Source organism: Corallococcus llansteffanensis (assembly GCF_003612055.1).
GTDB classification, from domain to species: domain Bacteria; phylum Myxococcota; class Myxococcia; order Myxococcales; family Myxococcaceae; genus Corallococcus; species Corallococcus llansteffanensis.
The window spans coordinates 1-13,657 of sequence record NZ_RAWB01000260.1 but is presented as its reverse complement, the minus strand read 5'-3'; the positions used below and the strand labels follow the sequence as shown (position 1 = coordinate 13,657).

The window sequence follows — 13,657 nt, the reverse complement described above, 5'->3', positions numbered from 1 at the left end:
CAGCACCGCCGACAGCCGCCCGTGGGCGAGGTTGTCCTCCAGCCCCGCCCCGGTGGTGGCGACACGCACCGTGTCCCCGGAGCGGGCGCAGAACGCGTCCAGCCGTTCAATCTGCCAGAGCGCCCGCGCCCACTCGCCGCCGCGCGCCTCGCGAGGCCACTTGCGCCACGCGGCGAACAGCGGGAAGCCGCCAATGAAGGGGAAGCCCCGGGTCACCAGCGTGAAGCACTGCAGCTTCACCCCCGCCTCGCGCAGGCGGGGGAAGTCCACGTGCCCCTCCGTCGACCGTTCGCACAGGTCGCGGTTCCACATCAGCGAATCCGCGTGGCTGTCCGCGATGCACCAGCGCCGATGCAGCTCCTTCACGTCACCCATGCCAGCAGTCTTCGCCACCGCCTCCCGCGATGACAAGCACCCGTGACGCGCTTCAGCTCCAGTCCGAGCCGCCGTCGTCGTCCTCCGGCCAGACGTCATCCTCCAGCGGGAGGCCCGCTTCCGCCTCCCCCGCGGTGCCCTCGAGGGCGTCCGTCCGCACCTCCGCCACCTCGCGCAGCGCCTCCGGAGGACCATAGGGCCGCCCCGCCGCGCCCAGCAGGGCCCGGAGCGCGTCCCGCAGCTCCGCGCCCGTCTGGAAGCGGGCGTCGCGGTCGCGCTGCAACACCCGCTGGAGCACCTCCCGCATCCCCTCCGACAGCCCCCGCGTCGCATGCTCCACGTGCGACGGCGCGAGGCACGCCATGCGCGCGGCCATCAACGGCGCGGGAAGCCAGCTGGGCGTCTCCGCGCACAGCCCCCGCGCGCCGGGCACGGGCTGGGCCTGCTGCGCGGCGCGCTCCACGTCCTCCAGGTCCAGCAGGTGCAGGCCGGTGAGCAGCTCCAGGAGCACCATCCCCAGGGAGAACAGGTCCGCCCGGCCATCCAGCGGCTGTCCCTCCAGGGCCTCCGGCGAGGCATAGGCCACGTCCCCGCGCACGAGCCCTGGCTCAGTTACCACGCGGCCGGGCAGCCGCGACCACGCGAGCGCGAAGTCCGCCAGCCGCACCCGCCCGTGCACATCCACGCGCACGGAGCGGGGGCTGACGTCGCGGTGCACGACGCCCACGGGGTGGCCCCTCGAGTCCTCCAGCGCGTGGGCATGGTGGAGCGCATCCGCCACCTCCGCGCCCACGTACGCGGCGAACGCCTCCGAGAAGGGCCGCCGCCGCAGCGCCGCGAAGCTGGACAGCGTCTCCAGGCAGGGGCCGTCCACGTACTCCATGACGAGGTGGGGCGCCCCGTCGTGCACCCGCACCAGGTACACCGGCGCGATGGCCGGGTGGCTCAGCCGCATGAGCAGCTTCACCTCCTCGCGCAGCCGCGCCCGCCCCACGTCGTCCCCGACGTCGCGCAGGCGCTTGATGAGCACCAGCCCGCCCGGCGTGCGCGCGTAGTGCCGGCGGGCGAGCAGCAGCTCGCCACCGGCGCGCGACCCCAGGTAGCGCACCAGCTCATACGACGTGGCCCCGGTGGAGAAGAGGATGAACGGCCGGGACGTGGACTGCGCGGGGGGATGGGTGGCCATCGTGGATGACGCTCCTTCGCAAGGCGCTTCCCGGGGGTGGGAAGGCATGAGGAAGACCTCACGCCCGCGTCCTACCACCCGGGTCAGACATCCCCATCCGACCCCACCGGATGTTTCCCCGACTAAAAAGGAAACGGCCCCCGCGCTGACGCGGGAGCCGTCCCCTTCAAGCCTGTTCCTGCCTTCGCGATGCTACGTACGAGGCGGGGACGACTACTGGTCCAGCTTCTTCACGGGCGCCACGAGGGTGACGTCGCGGGCGACCATGTCCTTGCCGTCCATCACGTACGAGGCGCGCACCTGCGAGCCTTCCTTGATGTCGTCCAGCTTCACCGCGCGGCTGCCGTTGTCCATGACCGCCGTCTTGTCGTTCGTCTTGATCTTCAGCTCGCGGTTGCTGGTGTCCACCACCGTCAGCGTGTCACCCGACTTGGACAGCACGCGACCGTTGATGGTCGTGGCCGCGGCCGTCGCGCCGGCCATGCCCGAGCCGCCCTGGGCCAGGTCCTCGTTCAGGTCCTCGTTGCGGTTGGCCTGGGCCTCGGCGAGGTCCTTCTCCTCCTCACGGACCTCCTGGTTGGCCCCGGCGATCTTCTCGTTGGCGTCATGGCGCGCCTCGGCGACCTCCTCATTCGCCTCGCGCTGCGCGGAGCCGATCTCCTTGTTGGCGTCCTGCTGCGCCGCGGCCAGCTCCTTGCCCTCTTCCTGACGCGCTTCCGCGGTCTCCTGCGCGGCTTCCTGGCGAGCCTCGGCGACGTCCTCGCGCTGCTCCTGGACGTCGTCCTTCTTGCAGCCCGCGACCATCGTCAGCCCCGCCACCGCCGTGACCGCAATCATGAGCTTCCGCATGTGACTGCCCCCTGTGTGATGTGTTCTGGAAGCCGGTGGATTTGTTCCCCGGCGTTGGGCAGAAACTGGTCGCTCCCCCCGTACCTGCACAGGGGTTGTCGGGGACGGATCCAGGACACAGGGGCGGCGTCCGGAGGCGGGAGGCCCTGGTCGCCTGCCTGCTTGGAAGGGGGAAGAAGCGCACCGAGGCGGGAAAAATCCGTCCGTGGATGCCGGACACGGGCCCCTTCGTGAAGGAGGCTGTGCGTTGACAGGGCAGAACCGCCCTTGTACTGGCAGCGGCGGGTTCCCTGGAGTCGGGAAGCGGGCCGGAAGGAGTCGTGACGCCGTGACGGTGTGGGTCAACGGAGAAGCGCGAACGCTGCCGGAGGGCAGCACCCTTTCGTCCCTGTTGACGCTGCTGGAGTTGAGCAGCGGTCCGGGGGTGGCGGTGGAGGTGAACGCGGAGGTGGTGCGCCGCGCGCGTCACCCCGAGCACCGGCTGCTGGACGGGGACCGGGTGGAGATCGTCACCTTCGTGGGTGGCGGGTGAGTGCAGGCCCAGGGGAGGACACGGTCATGAGCGGCATCGCGGACAAGCCTTTCACGCTGGCGGGGGTGACGTTCACCTCGCGGCTCATCGTCGGCACGGGGAAGTACCCCAGCCACGAGGTGATGAAGCAGTGCCACGACGCCTCCGGCGCGGAGCTCGTCACGGTGGCGGTGCGGCGCCTGGACCTGAAGGCCACGGGTGAGGCGTCGCTGATGAACTGGATCGACCGCAACAAGCTGCGCCTGCTGCCCAACACGGCGCTCTGCTACACGGCGGACGACGCGGTGCGCACCTGCCGGCTCGCCGAGGAGCTGGGCATGAGCAAGTGGGTGAAGCTGGAGGTCCTGGGCGACGAGAAGACGCTCTACCCGGACGTCGAGGAGACGCTGAAGGCGGCGCGCATCCTGGTGAAGGAGGGCTTCGTCGTGCTGCCGTACACCAGCGACGACCCCATCACCGCGCGCAAGCTGGAGGACGCGGGCTGCGCGGCGGTGATGCCGCTGGCGGCCCCCATCGGCAGCGGGTTGGGCATCCGCAACCCGCACAACCTGCGGCTCATCCGCGAGGTGGTGAAGGTGCCCGTCATCGTGGACGCGGGCGTGGGCACCGCGTCCGACGCGGCCATCGCGATGGAGCTGGGCGTGGACGCGCTGCTCATGAACACCGCCATCGCGGGCGCCCGGGATCCGGTGCGCATGGCCGTGGCAATGAAGAAGGCGGTGGAGGCCGGCCGCGACGCGTACCTGGCCGGACGCATCCCCCGCAAGGCGTACGGCTCCGCGTCCAGCCCCATCGAAGGGCTCGTCGAGTAGTGCCCTCCCTGCCCCGCCTCGTCGTCATCACCGACTGGCGCCTTTCCCGGACGCGGCTCCTGGCCGCGCTCGCCCGGGCGCTGGAGGCGGGGCCCGACGTCGCCGTGCAGCACCGCCATCCCGAGGCCTCCGGCCGCCTGTTCCTGGAGGAGGCCCGGCTCGTGGCGGACGTGTGCCGGGCCCGGGGGCATGCGCTGTTCGTCAACGGGCGGCTGGACGTCGCGTTGCTCGTGGGGGCGCACCTGCACCTGCCCGCCTCGGGCCCCTCCCCTCTCGACGTGCGGCCCCACCTGCCGCCCGGCCGGCTCGTCAGCGTGGCGGTGCATGACGCGCGCGAGGCCGCGGGCGCGACGGGGGCGGACCTGGCGCTGGTGAGCCCGGTGTTCGCTCCCGGCTCCAAGCCGGGGGACACGCGCGCCACGCTGGGGCCGGAGGGATTCCAGGCGCTCGCGGCCCGGCTGCCCTGTCCCGCCCTGGCGCTGGGAGGCCTGACGCCCGAGCGTGCGCGCGGGATGCCCGGGATCCGGGGCGTCGCGGTCATCTCCTCGGTGCTGGAGGCGGATGACCCACGCGAGGCGGCCCTCGCGTTGCTGGACGCATGCGCGGCCCCGCGCGGTTGAGGCGCGCTATGCTGCGCGGCCGTGAATCCCTCCGCGACCTCCGCTGAACTGCGCCCGCTCGCCATCGGGGAGCTCATCGACCGCGCCGCGACGTTCTGGCGTGCGCACCTGAAGCCCCTGTTCGTGCTGTGTCTGGGGTTCGACCTGATCAACTACATCGCGGTCAAGCTCTTCACCTTCGCGACCGCGCGGTGGGCGGGCTCGCTGCCGGGGCTGCAGGGGCCGCGCGCGGGAGCGGATCCGTCGGAGACGCTGACCCAGTCGGGCATCGCGCTGGGGTTGATGGGCGTGCTGTGGCTGTTCCTGGTGTGGAACTTCTGGGTGGCCACCACGGCGGCGGCCCGGTTCGTGGTGCCCGCGCTGCTGGGAGAGCCGGTGCGTCCCTCGGAGGGACTGCGCCGCGCGGTGTCCCGGCTGGGCACGCTGACGGTGACCTACCTGCTGTCGATGGCGTGGTCCCTGGGCGTGACGATCCTCCTGTGCCTGCCGGGATCCGTGGTCATGGGGCTGGGCGTGGTGGCGGCCGTCACGGGCAAGGGCTCCGGCGGCAGCACGGCGGCGAGCGTGGCGCTGATCATCATCGGCGCCATCCTGCTGGGCCTGGGGGCGCTGGCGGCGGTGCTCTGGTACTTCCTGCGCTTCATGTTGCTGCCGCCGGTGCTGGCGATGGAGGACGTGGGAGCGTGGGCGGCCTTCAAGCGCTCCGGAGCGCTGCTGTCGGGCCGTGTCGAGCCGGGCTTCATGGGCCGGGGGACGGTGCGGGCCATGGTGCTGTCCACGGTGGTGGGCGGCATCCTCGTCGCGGTGAGCCTGGTGTCAGGCCTGCCCGCGTGGATCGTGCGGCTGACCTATGGCGGCAACCTGTTGGATCCAGCGGCGCAGGCGGCCATTCCGCAGGCGCTGCTGGTGCCCGCGGAGCTGTTGCAGGTGGTGGGGCAGTCCTTCTTCACGCCGCTGAGCTTCGTGGTGTCGGCGTTCTTCTACGTGGACATGCGCGTGCGACGGGAAGGCCTGGACCTGGAGCGCCGGCTCGCGACCGCGGAACCGACGACGCTGTCCGTCTGACGCCCAGGCCCCGTGCCCGCCCTGCCGCTCATCTTCCTGCTGTCCGCCCTGCCCTGCGCCGACCGGGAGGCCCTCGCGCATCGGCTCGAGGACACGGCGCGCGTCCGCCCCCAGGAGCTCAACGCGGAGGTGAACCGGCTGGTGGAACGACTGGAGGGCGTGCCGCTTCCACCGGGGACCTCCGGCCAGACGGCCGCGGACCGGGCCCACCAGCTCACGGTGTACCTGGAAGCGGTGTGCGCGCTGGAGGCGGAGCGAGCGCAGGCTGGTGGGCCCGAGGGCGCGAGCGAGCCGGAGCGGCTGCGCGCCATCCTCGACCGGTCGGAGTTCGCGAGGGCCCGGCAGCGCAACAGTGACGTGCTGACGCGCCTGCTGCGGGAGCTGGAGAACTGGCTGGAAGGCCTCTTCGAGTCCAAGGGCGCGCAGGGCTTCGCGGTGGCCACGCGAGCGGTGATGCTGGGCGTGGCGCTGGCGGTGGTGCTGTTCGGCGTGCTGCGCGTGCGCTGGCGCAGGGGCCGGAAGGTCGTCGCCGCGCAGGAGATAGAAGGCGCCGCGCAGCCCCTGGAGCTGGACACGCCCGGTGAGCACCTGGGCCGGGCCCGCACCGCATTGGAGACGCAGGACGCGCGCGAAGCCATCCGTGAAGGCCTGCTGGGCCTGCTGTCCACGCTGGAGCAGCGCAAGCTGGCGAGGCCGGACCGCGTGAAGACGAACCGGGAGCTGGCCGCGGAGCTGCCCACGCGAGGAGCGCCCGCGCGGGTGACGGGAGAAGTGGAGCGGCTGGTGGGCTGGTACGACCAGGCCTTCTATTCGCTGGAGCCCGTGCCCCGTGATGAGGCCGCGCGCTTCGTGGAGTCCGTGGAGCGGCTGCACGGCTCGCTCGCGGAGGCCCGGCCGTGAGGAACGCTCGCGTCGCCATGGATCCAGGCTTGCGCCCCGTGCTCGCTGCCACGCTCACGGGGCGACCGCGCGACGTGCTTGCGGAGGCCCGGCCGTGAGGAACGCTCGCGTCGCCATGGCTTCAGGCTTACGCCCCGTGCTCGTTGCCACGCTCACGGGGCAACTGCACACCGCGCTCGCGGAGGCCCGGCCGTGAGGAACGCGCGCGTCGCGGGGGTGCTGGGCCTGCTGATCGCGGTAGCGCTCGCCGTGGGGCTCGCCTCGCGTGAAGCCGCGCCGGACTCCCCCGTGCCGTCCATCACGAACCCTGGCCCCCTGGGGCTCAAGGGCCTCTTCGTGTACCTGCGCGAGGGCGGCCGGGACGTCAGCGCGCAGGAGACGTCCCTGGAGTCGCTTCCTGCCGGCACCCGCACGCTGGTCATCTCCGCGCCCCAGGCCCAGCCGGTGACGAAGGAAGAAGTCGCTTCACTGGAGCGCTTCGTCCAGGGCGGCGGCACGCTCGTGTACCTGTCGCCGCACACACTGGGAAAGCACCAGCCGGGGTTGGAGGAATGGCTGGGGCTGGAGCCCGGCGCGCTGCCGGGCACGAACCACCAGGGCCTCGCCTCCGAGTGGGTGGACCCCGCGGGCGTCACCGTGGACGTGTGGCTGCCCGCGGGCCTGCTGCGCGGACTGTCATCGCTGCGCGTGTCACGCGACCGGAGCCTGCGGATGGAGCACGAAACCGCTGTGCCCCTCGCGGGACTGTCGGGCGTCGGCGTGGTGTGGCGCTGGGGCCTGGGCAAGGGCGAGGTCTACGTGGCCGCGGGTCCGGACCTCGCGGAGAACCGGCGCCTGGAGCTGCTCGACAACCTGCGCTTCTGGGACGCGCTCGCCGACCGGGGCCCGCTTCGCTTCGACGAATTCCATCACGCCGCCGTCACCCGCCCTCCCCTGTCCCAGGGCCTCTGGGTGTTCATCGCGCAGGGGCTCGCGGTGGGCCTCGTGTACGTCGTCTCGCGCGGCACGCGCTTCGGTGCGCCCCGCCCCGTGCGCGTGGAGCGGCACCGCTCGTCGCGCGAGTACGTGCGTTCGCTCGGGTGGCTCATGCGCCGCGCGAAGGTGGAGGCGGAGCTGCTGCCGGAGCTGGACAGCGCCCTGCGGCGGCTCATGCAGGAGCGGCTGGGCATCCCTCCCTCCCTGCCGGACGCGGAGGCCGCGCGGCTCCTGGAGGAGACGTGCGGCGTGCCCGCTCGCGACTACCTGGACGCGAAGGAGGACCTGCTGCGCACCCGGAACCGCGCGCCCGTCCGGCCCGCCGACTACACCCGCCTTGCCCGCCGCTACGCGCACCTGGAGCGCCGGGTGACGGGCCGCGCGGGCGAAGCCCCGGAATGACGAAGGCGCGGCGCCCGGAGCCTTCACGCCCCGGACCCGCGCCTTCTTGTCGCCCGGTACCGGACCGGACCTACAGCTTCTTGCCCGCGGCGAGCATCGCCTCGCCCACGTGCTGGCGGATCTCGGCGACGCGCGCCTCCCAGCTCTCGTGGAAGATCTTCTCCGCGCGCTCACGGTTGGGGCCGGGGTTGTCCGCCAGCGCCGCGTTCACCTGCTTCACGTAGTCCTCGGGCGTGGTGGCGATGCGGCACAGCCCCACCTTGCGCACCTCGGGCAGGTCGGACGACACCACCGGCAGGCCAGACGCCAGGTACTCACGCACCTTCAGCGGGTTGGAGTTGAGCGTCAGCTCGTTGATGACGAACGGGTTGAGCGCCACGTCGAACGCCTTGTTGTAGCCCGGCAGCTCCGCGTACGGCTTGCGGCCCAGCATGTGGATGTTGGGCTGCGCGCGCAGCTTGGAGTCGTCGCAGTCCGGCGTCGTCTTGCCCACGATGACCACCGAGCCCTCCGGGTGCGCCTTCGCGACCGCGACGATGGCATCCTGGTCGATCCAGTCCGCCACCAGGCCGAAGAAGCCGATGATGGGCTTGGGCAGCTTCGCGATGTCCTCCGGGACCTTCGTCTCCGCGTCGCACGCCTTCACGAAGTGCGTGAAGTCCGTGCCGTGGCGCACCAGCACCGTGCGCCGGTTCACCTTCTTCTTGTTCTCGTACAGGCGCTCCGCGGACGTGATGCACATGTCCGCGCGGCGCAGCAGGCGCTCCTCCAGTTCCGCGATGTGCTTGCCGTTCGTGTCGCTGAACGCGCTGAACTCATCCACGCAGTGGTAGACGACGAAGTCCTCGCCCAGCGTGCCAGACACCGGCGCGGACGCGGGCAGGAAGCTCCAGGAGATGGGCCGCTCGAACTTGAGCTGCTTCATCGCCCGCAGCACCTGGAGCCGCAGCAGGTGGCGGTTCGCCTGGCGCGCCAGCTCCGAGCCGTAGAACGGAATCGCCAGCGGCGCGAGCACGTGCAGGTTGGGCTCCACCTCGCGGATGCCCTCGCTGAACGTCTTCAGCTTCTTGATGATCCGGCTCGCATCGTGCGCGTTCACCTTGGGCGCGCGGTTGCCAATGCTGTTCACCCACAGCACCCGGTTGTCCCGCGACAGGATCCGCATGATGTGGACCTTCGACAGCGGGTCCCCATCCCAGTCGTTGGAGAACACCACCAGGTCACGCCCGCGCAGGGCCCGCTTCGACAGATCGACCTCTTCACTGCGACGCATCGTCTTCTCCTGAACCCAGAACCTTGTTTGCGAAACCATGAAGCGCTCCCGTTGCCGGAAGCCCCACCACCCACCCCGTCACGCCGCCTTCACCGTTCCTGCACCCGCCATGCCTGACGGCATCAACTCCGCGTACACGTCCAGCAGCACCGGTCCCGCATCCGGAGCCCGCACCGTCGCGGGGCCCGCCTTCAGCGCCTCGCTCACCGCCGCCGCCAGCGCGTGCTCGTCTCCGGCCTTGAACAACCGCGTCCCCTCCGGGCGCGCGCACACGTCGCTCGCCACGCAGGGCACGCCCAGCGCCAGCGCCTCGCGCACGGAGAGCGAGTCCCCGTCGTGCGTGGTGGGCCGGATGAAGACGTCACTCTGGGACATCAGTCCCAGCGCGTTCGCATGCTCCAGTTCACCCAGGTCCTCCAGCAGCCCCGCCACCCCCAGTTCCCGGGCGTCGCGGACGAACTCGTCGGAGCGCGTGCCCAGGCCGAACAGCGCCAGGCCCACGTGGGGATGCGCTTGTGCAATCAGCTTCAGCGCCCGGAACATCTGCTTGCGCCCGTACACGGGCGAGGGGTGGTGCGCCATCGTCAGGAGCGGCTGCCGGCGCGCTCGCGCGGCCTCCACCTCTGGCGTCACCGGACCGGGCTGCACCTGCGACCCACAGAAGGCCGGCTGCATGAGGACCTTCCGCGCTGGCACGCCGCACGCGATCACCGCGTCGCGCACCGCCGGAGACACGGCCACCACCCGCGCATAGCCCGCGAGCGCCGTGCGGGCGAACACCCGCCGGGCCTGGGACGCGGCCAGGTAGTCCGGAATCAAGCCCGAGTGCAGCGTGATGACGCGAGGCGAACGCGACCCGGGCATGCTGCCCACCAGCGCCGCCAGCATCCACGCCTTCGGGTTGTTGCCACTGGTGTGCAGGTGGACGGTCCAACCCGCGGAGGTGAATCCCGCGAGCCGCAGGCCGAACGCAGCGGCGCCCTGCACGGGGAGGACGTCCGGAGCCGGCCGGCCACCCTTCCCGATATCGAGCACCTTCGTTTCGACCCCGCGGCCGCGAAGAAATTGATGGAGTTGTCGGACGTGGATGGCCACGCCCCCGTAAGGCGGCGGGTAGTCTCCGACGAGCAGCACGCGCATGGGCAAGCCCCCCTTCTCCAGAAGACCGCCTAGCGGGCCGAGGCCTGCGCGACAGGCCGGGGAACCTGGGTGAGCTTCGTCGCCGGACGCGCGGGCAACAGGCCCATCTCGCGCTGGTACGTGGTGAGCGGATCCGGATCCTGGCGGATCACCTTCGCGGGCACGCCCGCCACCACCGCGCCCGCGGGCACGTCCTTCACCACCACCGCGTTGGCGCCAATCACCGCGAAGTCGCCCACGTGGATGTTGCCCAGCACCTTGGCCCCGGCGCCGATGCGCACGTAGTCGCCAATCACCGGCGCGCCCTCGATGCCGGAGCGACCGCCAATGGTCACCTGCTGGGAGATGAGCACGTGACGGCCCACCTTCGCCGCCCTGTGGATGACCACGCCGATGCCGCCGTAGCCCAGCTGCGTCCCCTCGCCCAGCTCCGCGTCCTCGGGGATGTATGAGCTGTGCAGGTAGTAGATGGCCTTGCGCAGCACGGCCGGCAGCAGCGGAACACCGCGCATCCGAAGCCCATGCGCCATCCGATACAACGTCATCGCGTCGAAACCCATCACGCCTCTCCCTCGCCCTCGCCCGACTTCCTTGCGCCTGCGGAAACTAAGTACCCACCCGTGGAGAGGGAAGTCCTCCCCACGCGTCTGATTCCAGACAACACTCACACCGCCCGGCGGGGACGCAGGGACTGCAAGGCGCTCAGGGGACGCACGCCCTGCGCATACAGGCCCACCACGTACCCGACGACGAAGAGCAGCCCCGCCACCGCCAGCGGCAGCACGCGCCACAGGAAGCCCGCGGGCAGGTTCATCCACGCGTCGTGCGCGCCCGAGCGCAGCAGGAAGATGCTGCCCCCCGCCGCCACCGCCGCCAGCGACGCTTGGCCCAGCTCCCGCCACGGGATGACGTCGCGCAGGCCCAGCTTCCGCTCCGGGGTGGACAGCGCCGCGGGCACGCGGGCCAGCAGCATGCCCTTGCCCACGAGCTCCGCCAGCGCCCACGAAGTGATGCCGCCCATCATCCCGAAGTGCTTCACGCCGAACCACAGCAGCGGCACCGTCACCACCGCCTTCACCAGGTACGAGGCGAAGATGGCGCGCGTGAGCCCCCGGGCGCGCAGCGTGCCGTCCATGGGCAGGATGGACAGCACCACGCCCAGCACGCTCACCCGGAAGATGGGGACCGCGGGCAGGAACTTCTGGCCGAACATCGCCCCCACGAACTCCGGCGCCGCCGCGAAGAGGAACGCCGCGAAGGGCAGGAACACGTACGCCAGCTTTCCGGCCGCCTCCCGGAACGCGTCCACGCCCTCCTCCAGCCGGCCCTCGCGCTCCAGCTCGCCCAGGCGCACCATCAGCACCTCGCTGGTGGGCGTGTAGAGCAGGTCCACCACCGGCAGCTGGAAGCAGCCCACCCGGTAGAGCGCGTACACCGCGGGGGCCACCACGCCCGCCACCGCGTACAGGTGCGCGTTCTGCTGGGGGATGGCCAGGCACATCGCCGCGCCGAACGGCGCCGAGTACAGCAGTTGCTCGCGGAACAGCTTCCGGTCCACCAGCGGCCCCTGGGCGCCACGCAGCGACACCAGCCACGTCGCCGCGTAGCGGAGCCCCGCGAACGCGGCCACCGCGATCATCATCCCGTGCAGCGAGAAGCCCAGGAGCGGCGGCACCACCATCACGCCCGCGCGCACCGCGTCCGACACCAGGTACACCACCGCGGACGCCTTCGTCTTGCCCTGGCTGGTAAGGGAGATCTCCAGCGGGTAGCTGCCCAGGAAGAACGCCGTGTAGAGGGCGAGCGACGCGCGGTACTCCATCAGCGCCGGGTTGTTGAAGTAGGCCGCCACGTGGCCCAGGAAGGCCCACACCAGCGCCGCCGCCACGAGCCCCGCGCCCGTCACGAAGAGCAGCGCGTGGCCCAGGTAGGGCCGCTTCGCCTCCGTGCGGGGCAGGAAGTAGTAGAGGCTCTGCGCCACGCCGAAGGGCAGCACGTAGGAGAGCGTCGTGGCGATGAGGAACAGCTGGTAGTACGTGCCGTACTCGTCCAGGCGCAGCACCCGGGCGAGCACGAGCGGAATGGACAACGTCAGCCCGGCGGTGAAGAGCCGGGCCAGGACCAACGGGCCGGCGCGCCCCAGGAACGACGGGGACGCGGCCGGCTTGGGTGACGCACTCACTGGAGCTCCTCCGGCTGCGCCGCCTCCGTGGCCAGGGCGGCGTCCGATGCCAGCACCACCTGGGGGCTGTCCACCGGCACGGCAACCCGCGCGTCCGTCGCGAAGGCGGGCTCTGTCACCTGCACGACTTCCACCGGCGTCACCTTCGACAGCGTTGCCGCCGGGACGACAAGTCCCTGGATGACCACCTGGTTGGTGTCCGTCGCCGGGGACAGCGCGTGCTGCCGGTGACCCAGCACCGGGTGGCTCATGCCCAGCACGCCGAAGCAGTCGTCGAACTGGCACACCGTCAGCGCCGACGAGTAGTCCCCCATCATCCCCAGGCTGAAGTTCTCCCACATCACCTTGCGCTTGAGGGTGAACGGGTCGCCGCCCACGCGGTTGGGCAGGTCCTCCGTGGTGACGCCCGAGCGGAAGCCGTTCTGGCTCAGGATGCGGATGATCTCATCCGAGTACCAGCCGTTGCAGTACGCGAAGTCCTTCACCTGGACGCCCACCTCGCGCTCGATGGTGCGCTTGGACTCCACGATTTCGTGCTCCACCACCGCCGTGGGCTCCTGCGTCAGCACCGTGTGGCCCAGCGTGTGCGCGCCGAACTCGAAGCCGTCGCGCGCCATGCGGCGCACCTCGTCCCAGTTCATCACGTCGCCCTGCTCGGGAACGAGGTCCGCCCCGCCGCCCAGCTGCTGCTCCAGGCCGTCGATGATGCCGGTGAGGACCCGCGTGGGGTGCTCGCCGATGAAGTCGTCCAGCGCCGCGGACACCGTCTTGTGGCCGGTGAGGATGGGCCCCAGCAGCTGGATGGAAGGGCCGGGCATCGTCGCGAAGTCGGGCTGGAAGCGGCGCTCCTGCACGCGGCGCAGCAGGTGGAAGAGCCGGTCGTGGTTGAAGCGCTTGTCGGTGTCGATGAAGGCCGTGGGCAGGTAGGTGATGGCCGGCACGCCCATCTGCTTGAGCACCGGGTAGGCGTACCGGTAGACGTCGCGGTAGCCGTCGTCGAACGTCACCACGAAGAGGTCCTTCTTCGCCGTGCGCCGGCCCGCCATCACGTCCACCGCGTCGCCAATGCTCGCCAGCTCGAAGCCCGCCGCGTGCGCCTCTTCCAGGTGCCGGCGGAAGGTCTCCTGGGAAATCAGCAGGCCCGGGATGGAGCGCTGCAGCTCCCCCGTGAAGTCGCTCACCACGCGGTGGTAGCTCACGATGAGGATGCGCCGTCCCCCGGACTGCGACCGGCGGTACGCCGCCATCGCCTTGCGCGCCCCGCTGTAGTGAAGCACCCCCGCCGCCACCGACTTCGCCGCCCGCCGCAACACCCTGCCTGCCATCACGCCTCTCCCTCGCGGATC

Annotated in this window: 14 protein-coding genes; 6 read left to right on the top strand and 8 right to left on the bottom strand. The window is 71.3% G+C overall.

What is annotated here, in order from left to right; translation table 11 throughout:
* The 3 genes from D7V93_RS23340 to D7V93_RS23330 form a co-directional block, all read right to left on the bottom strand.
* A partial coding sequence (locus D7V93_RS23340) for a membrane dipeptidase (RefSeq protein WP_208723121.1) occupies positions 1-375 on the bottom strand: 375 nt, incomplete at its 3' end.
* Positions 376-427: 52 nt separating this feature from the next.
* The gene (locus D7V93_RS23335; protein ID WP_120645515.1) at positions 428-1,561 is read right to left on the bottom strand and encodes a serine/threonine-protein kinase; all 1,134 of its coding nucleotides are present in this window, start codon (positions 1,559-1,561) and stop codon (positions 428-430) included.
* A gap of 213 nt (positions 1,562-1,774) precedes the next feature.
* Positions 1,775-2,398: a hypothetical protein gene (locus tag D7V93_RS23330; RefSeq protein WP_244237458.1), complete on the bottom strand. Its 624-nt coding sequence runs from the start codon at positions 2,396-2,398 to the stop codon at positions 1,775-1,777.
* Between the two features lie 340 nt (positions 2,399-2,738).
* Between D7V93_RS23330 and thiS the strand changes: the two genes are divergently transcribed.
* From thiS to D7V93_RS23300, 6 genes are all read left to right on the top strand, one after another.
* Positions 2,739-2,942 carry a sulfur carrier protein ThiS gene (gene thiS / locus D7V93_RS23325; RefSeq protein ID WP_120645513.1) on the top strand — a complete coding sequence of 68 codons (204 nt, stop codon included), beginning with the start codon at positions 2,739-2,741 and terminating at the stop codon, positions 2,940-2,942.
* Between the two features lie 26 nt (positions 2,943-2,968).
* A complete protein-coding gene (locus D7V93_RS23320; RefSeq protein ID WP_120614962.1) occupies positions 2,969-3,754 on the top strand; it encodes a thiazole synthase in 786 nt (261 codons plus the stop codon).
* Positions 3,754-4,374, top strand: coding sequence for a thiamine phosphate synthase (locus D7V93_RS23315; protein ID WP_120645512.1), 621 nt, complete (start codon positions 3,754-3,756; stop codon positions 4,372-4,374). Before D7V93_RS23320 ends, D7V93_RS23315 begins: the two co-directional genes overlap by 1 nt.
* A 21-nt stretch (positions 4,375-4,395) precedes the next feature.
* Positions 4,396-5,439 (top strand): hypothetical protein, encoded by a 1,044-nt coding sequence (locus D7V93_RS23310; RefSeq protein WP_120645511.1) that lies wholly within the window; start codon positions 4,396-4,398, stop codon positions 5,437-5,439.
* Between the two features lie 12 nt (positions 5,440-5,451).
* Positions 5,452-6,339 carry a DUF4129 domain-containing protein gene (locus tag D7V93_RS23305; RefSeq protein WP_120645510.1) on the top strand — a complete coding sequence of 296 codons (888 nt, stop codon included), beginning with the start codon at positions 5,452-5,454 and terminating at the stop codon, positions 6,337-6,339.
* Between the two features lie 192 nt (positions 6,340-6,531).
* Positions 6,532-7,716: a DUF4350 domain-containing protein gene (locus tag D7V93_RS23300; RefSeq protein ID WP_120645509.1), complete on the top strand. Its 1,185-nt coding sequence runs from the start codon at positions 6,532-6,534 to the stop codon at positions 7,714-7,716.
* A 70-nt stretch (positions 7,717-7,786) separates the two neighbouring features.
* On the opposite strand, the gene exoP is transcribed toward D7V93_RS23300, so the two are convergent.
* The 5 genes from exoP to exoL form a co-directional block, all read right to left on the bottom strand.
* The gene (gene exoP, locus D7V93_RS23295) at positions 7,787-8,989 is read right to left on the bottom strand and encodes a spore coat polysaccharide biosynthesis glycosyltransferase ExoP (protein ID WP_120645508.1); all 1,203 of its coding nucleotides are present in this window, start codon (positions 8,987-8,989) and stop codon (positions 7,787-7,789) included.
* A 78-nt stretch (positions 8,990-9,067) separates the two neighbouring features.
* Positions 9,068-10,150, bottom strand: a complete 1,083-nt coding sequence (locus D7V93_RS23290; protein WP_372338341.1) for a glycosyltransferase family 4 protein — start codon at positions 10,148-10,150, stop codon at positions 9,068-9,070.
* Between the two features lie 8 nt (positions 10,151-10,158).
* Positions 10,159-10,689 carry a serine O-acetyltransferase gene (locus D7V93_RS23285; RefSeq protein ID WP_120645506.1) on the bottom strand — a complete coding sequence of 177 codons (531 nt, stop codon included), beginning with the start codon at positions 10,687-10,689 and terminating at the stop codon, positions 10,159-10,161.
* Positions 10,690-10,793: 104 nt separating this feature from the next.
* Entirely contained in the window at positions 10,794-12,311 is a 1,518-nt protein-coding gene (gene exoM / locus D7V93_RS23280; RefSeq protein WP_120645505.1) for a spore coat polysaccharide flippase ExoM, read from the bottom strand.
* Complete coding sequence (gene exoL / locus D7V93_RS23275; RefSeq protein WP_341870961.1) at positions 12,308-13,558, bottom strand: spore coat polysaccharide deacetylase ExoL; 1,251 nt, start codon at positions 13,556-13,558, stop codon at positions 12,308-12,310. Before exoL ends, exoM begins: the two co-directional genes overlap by 4 nt.
* Positions 13,559-13,657 lie beyond the last annotated feature (99 nt).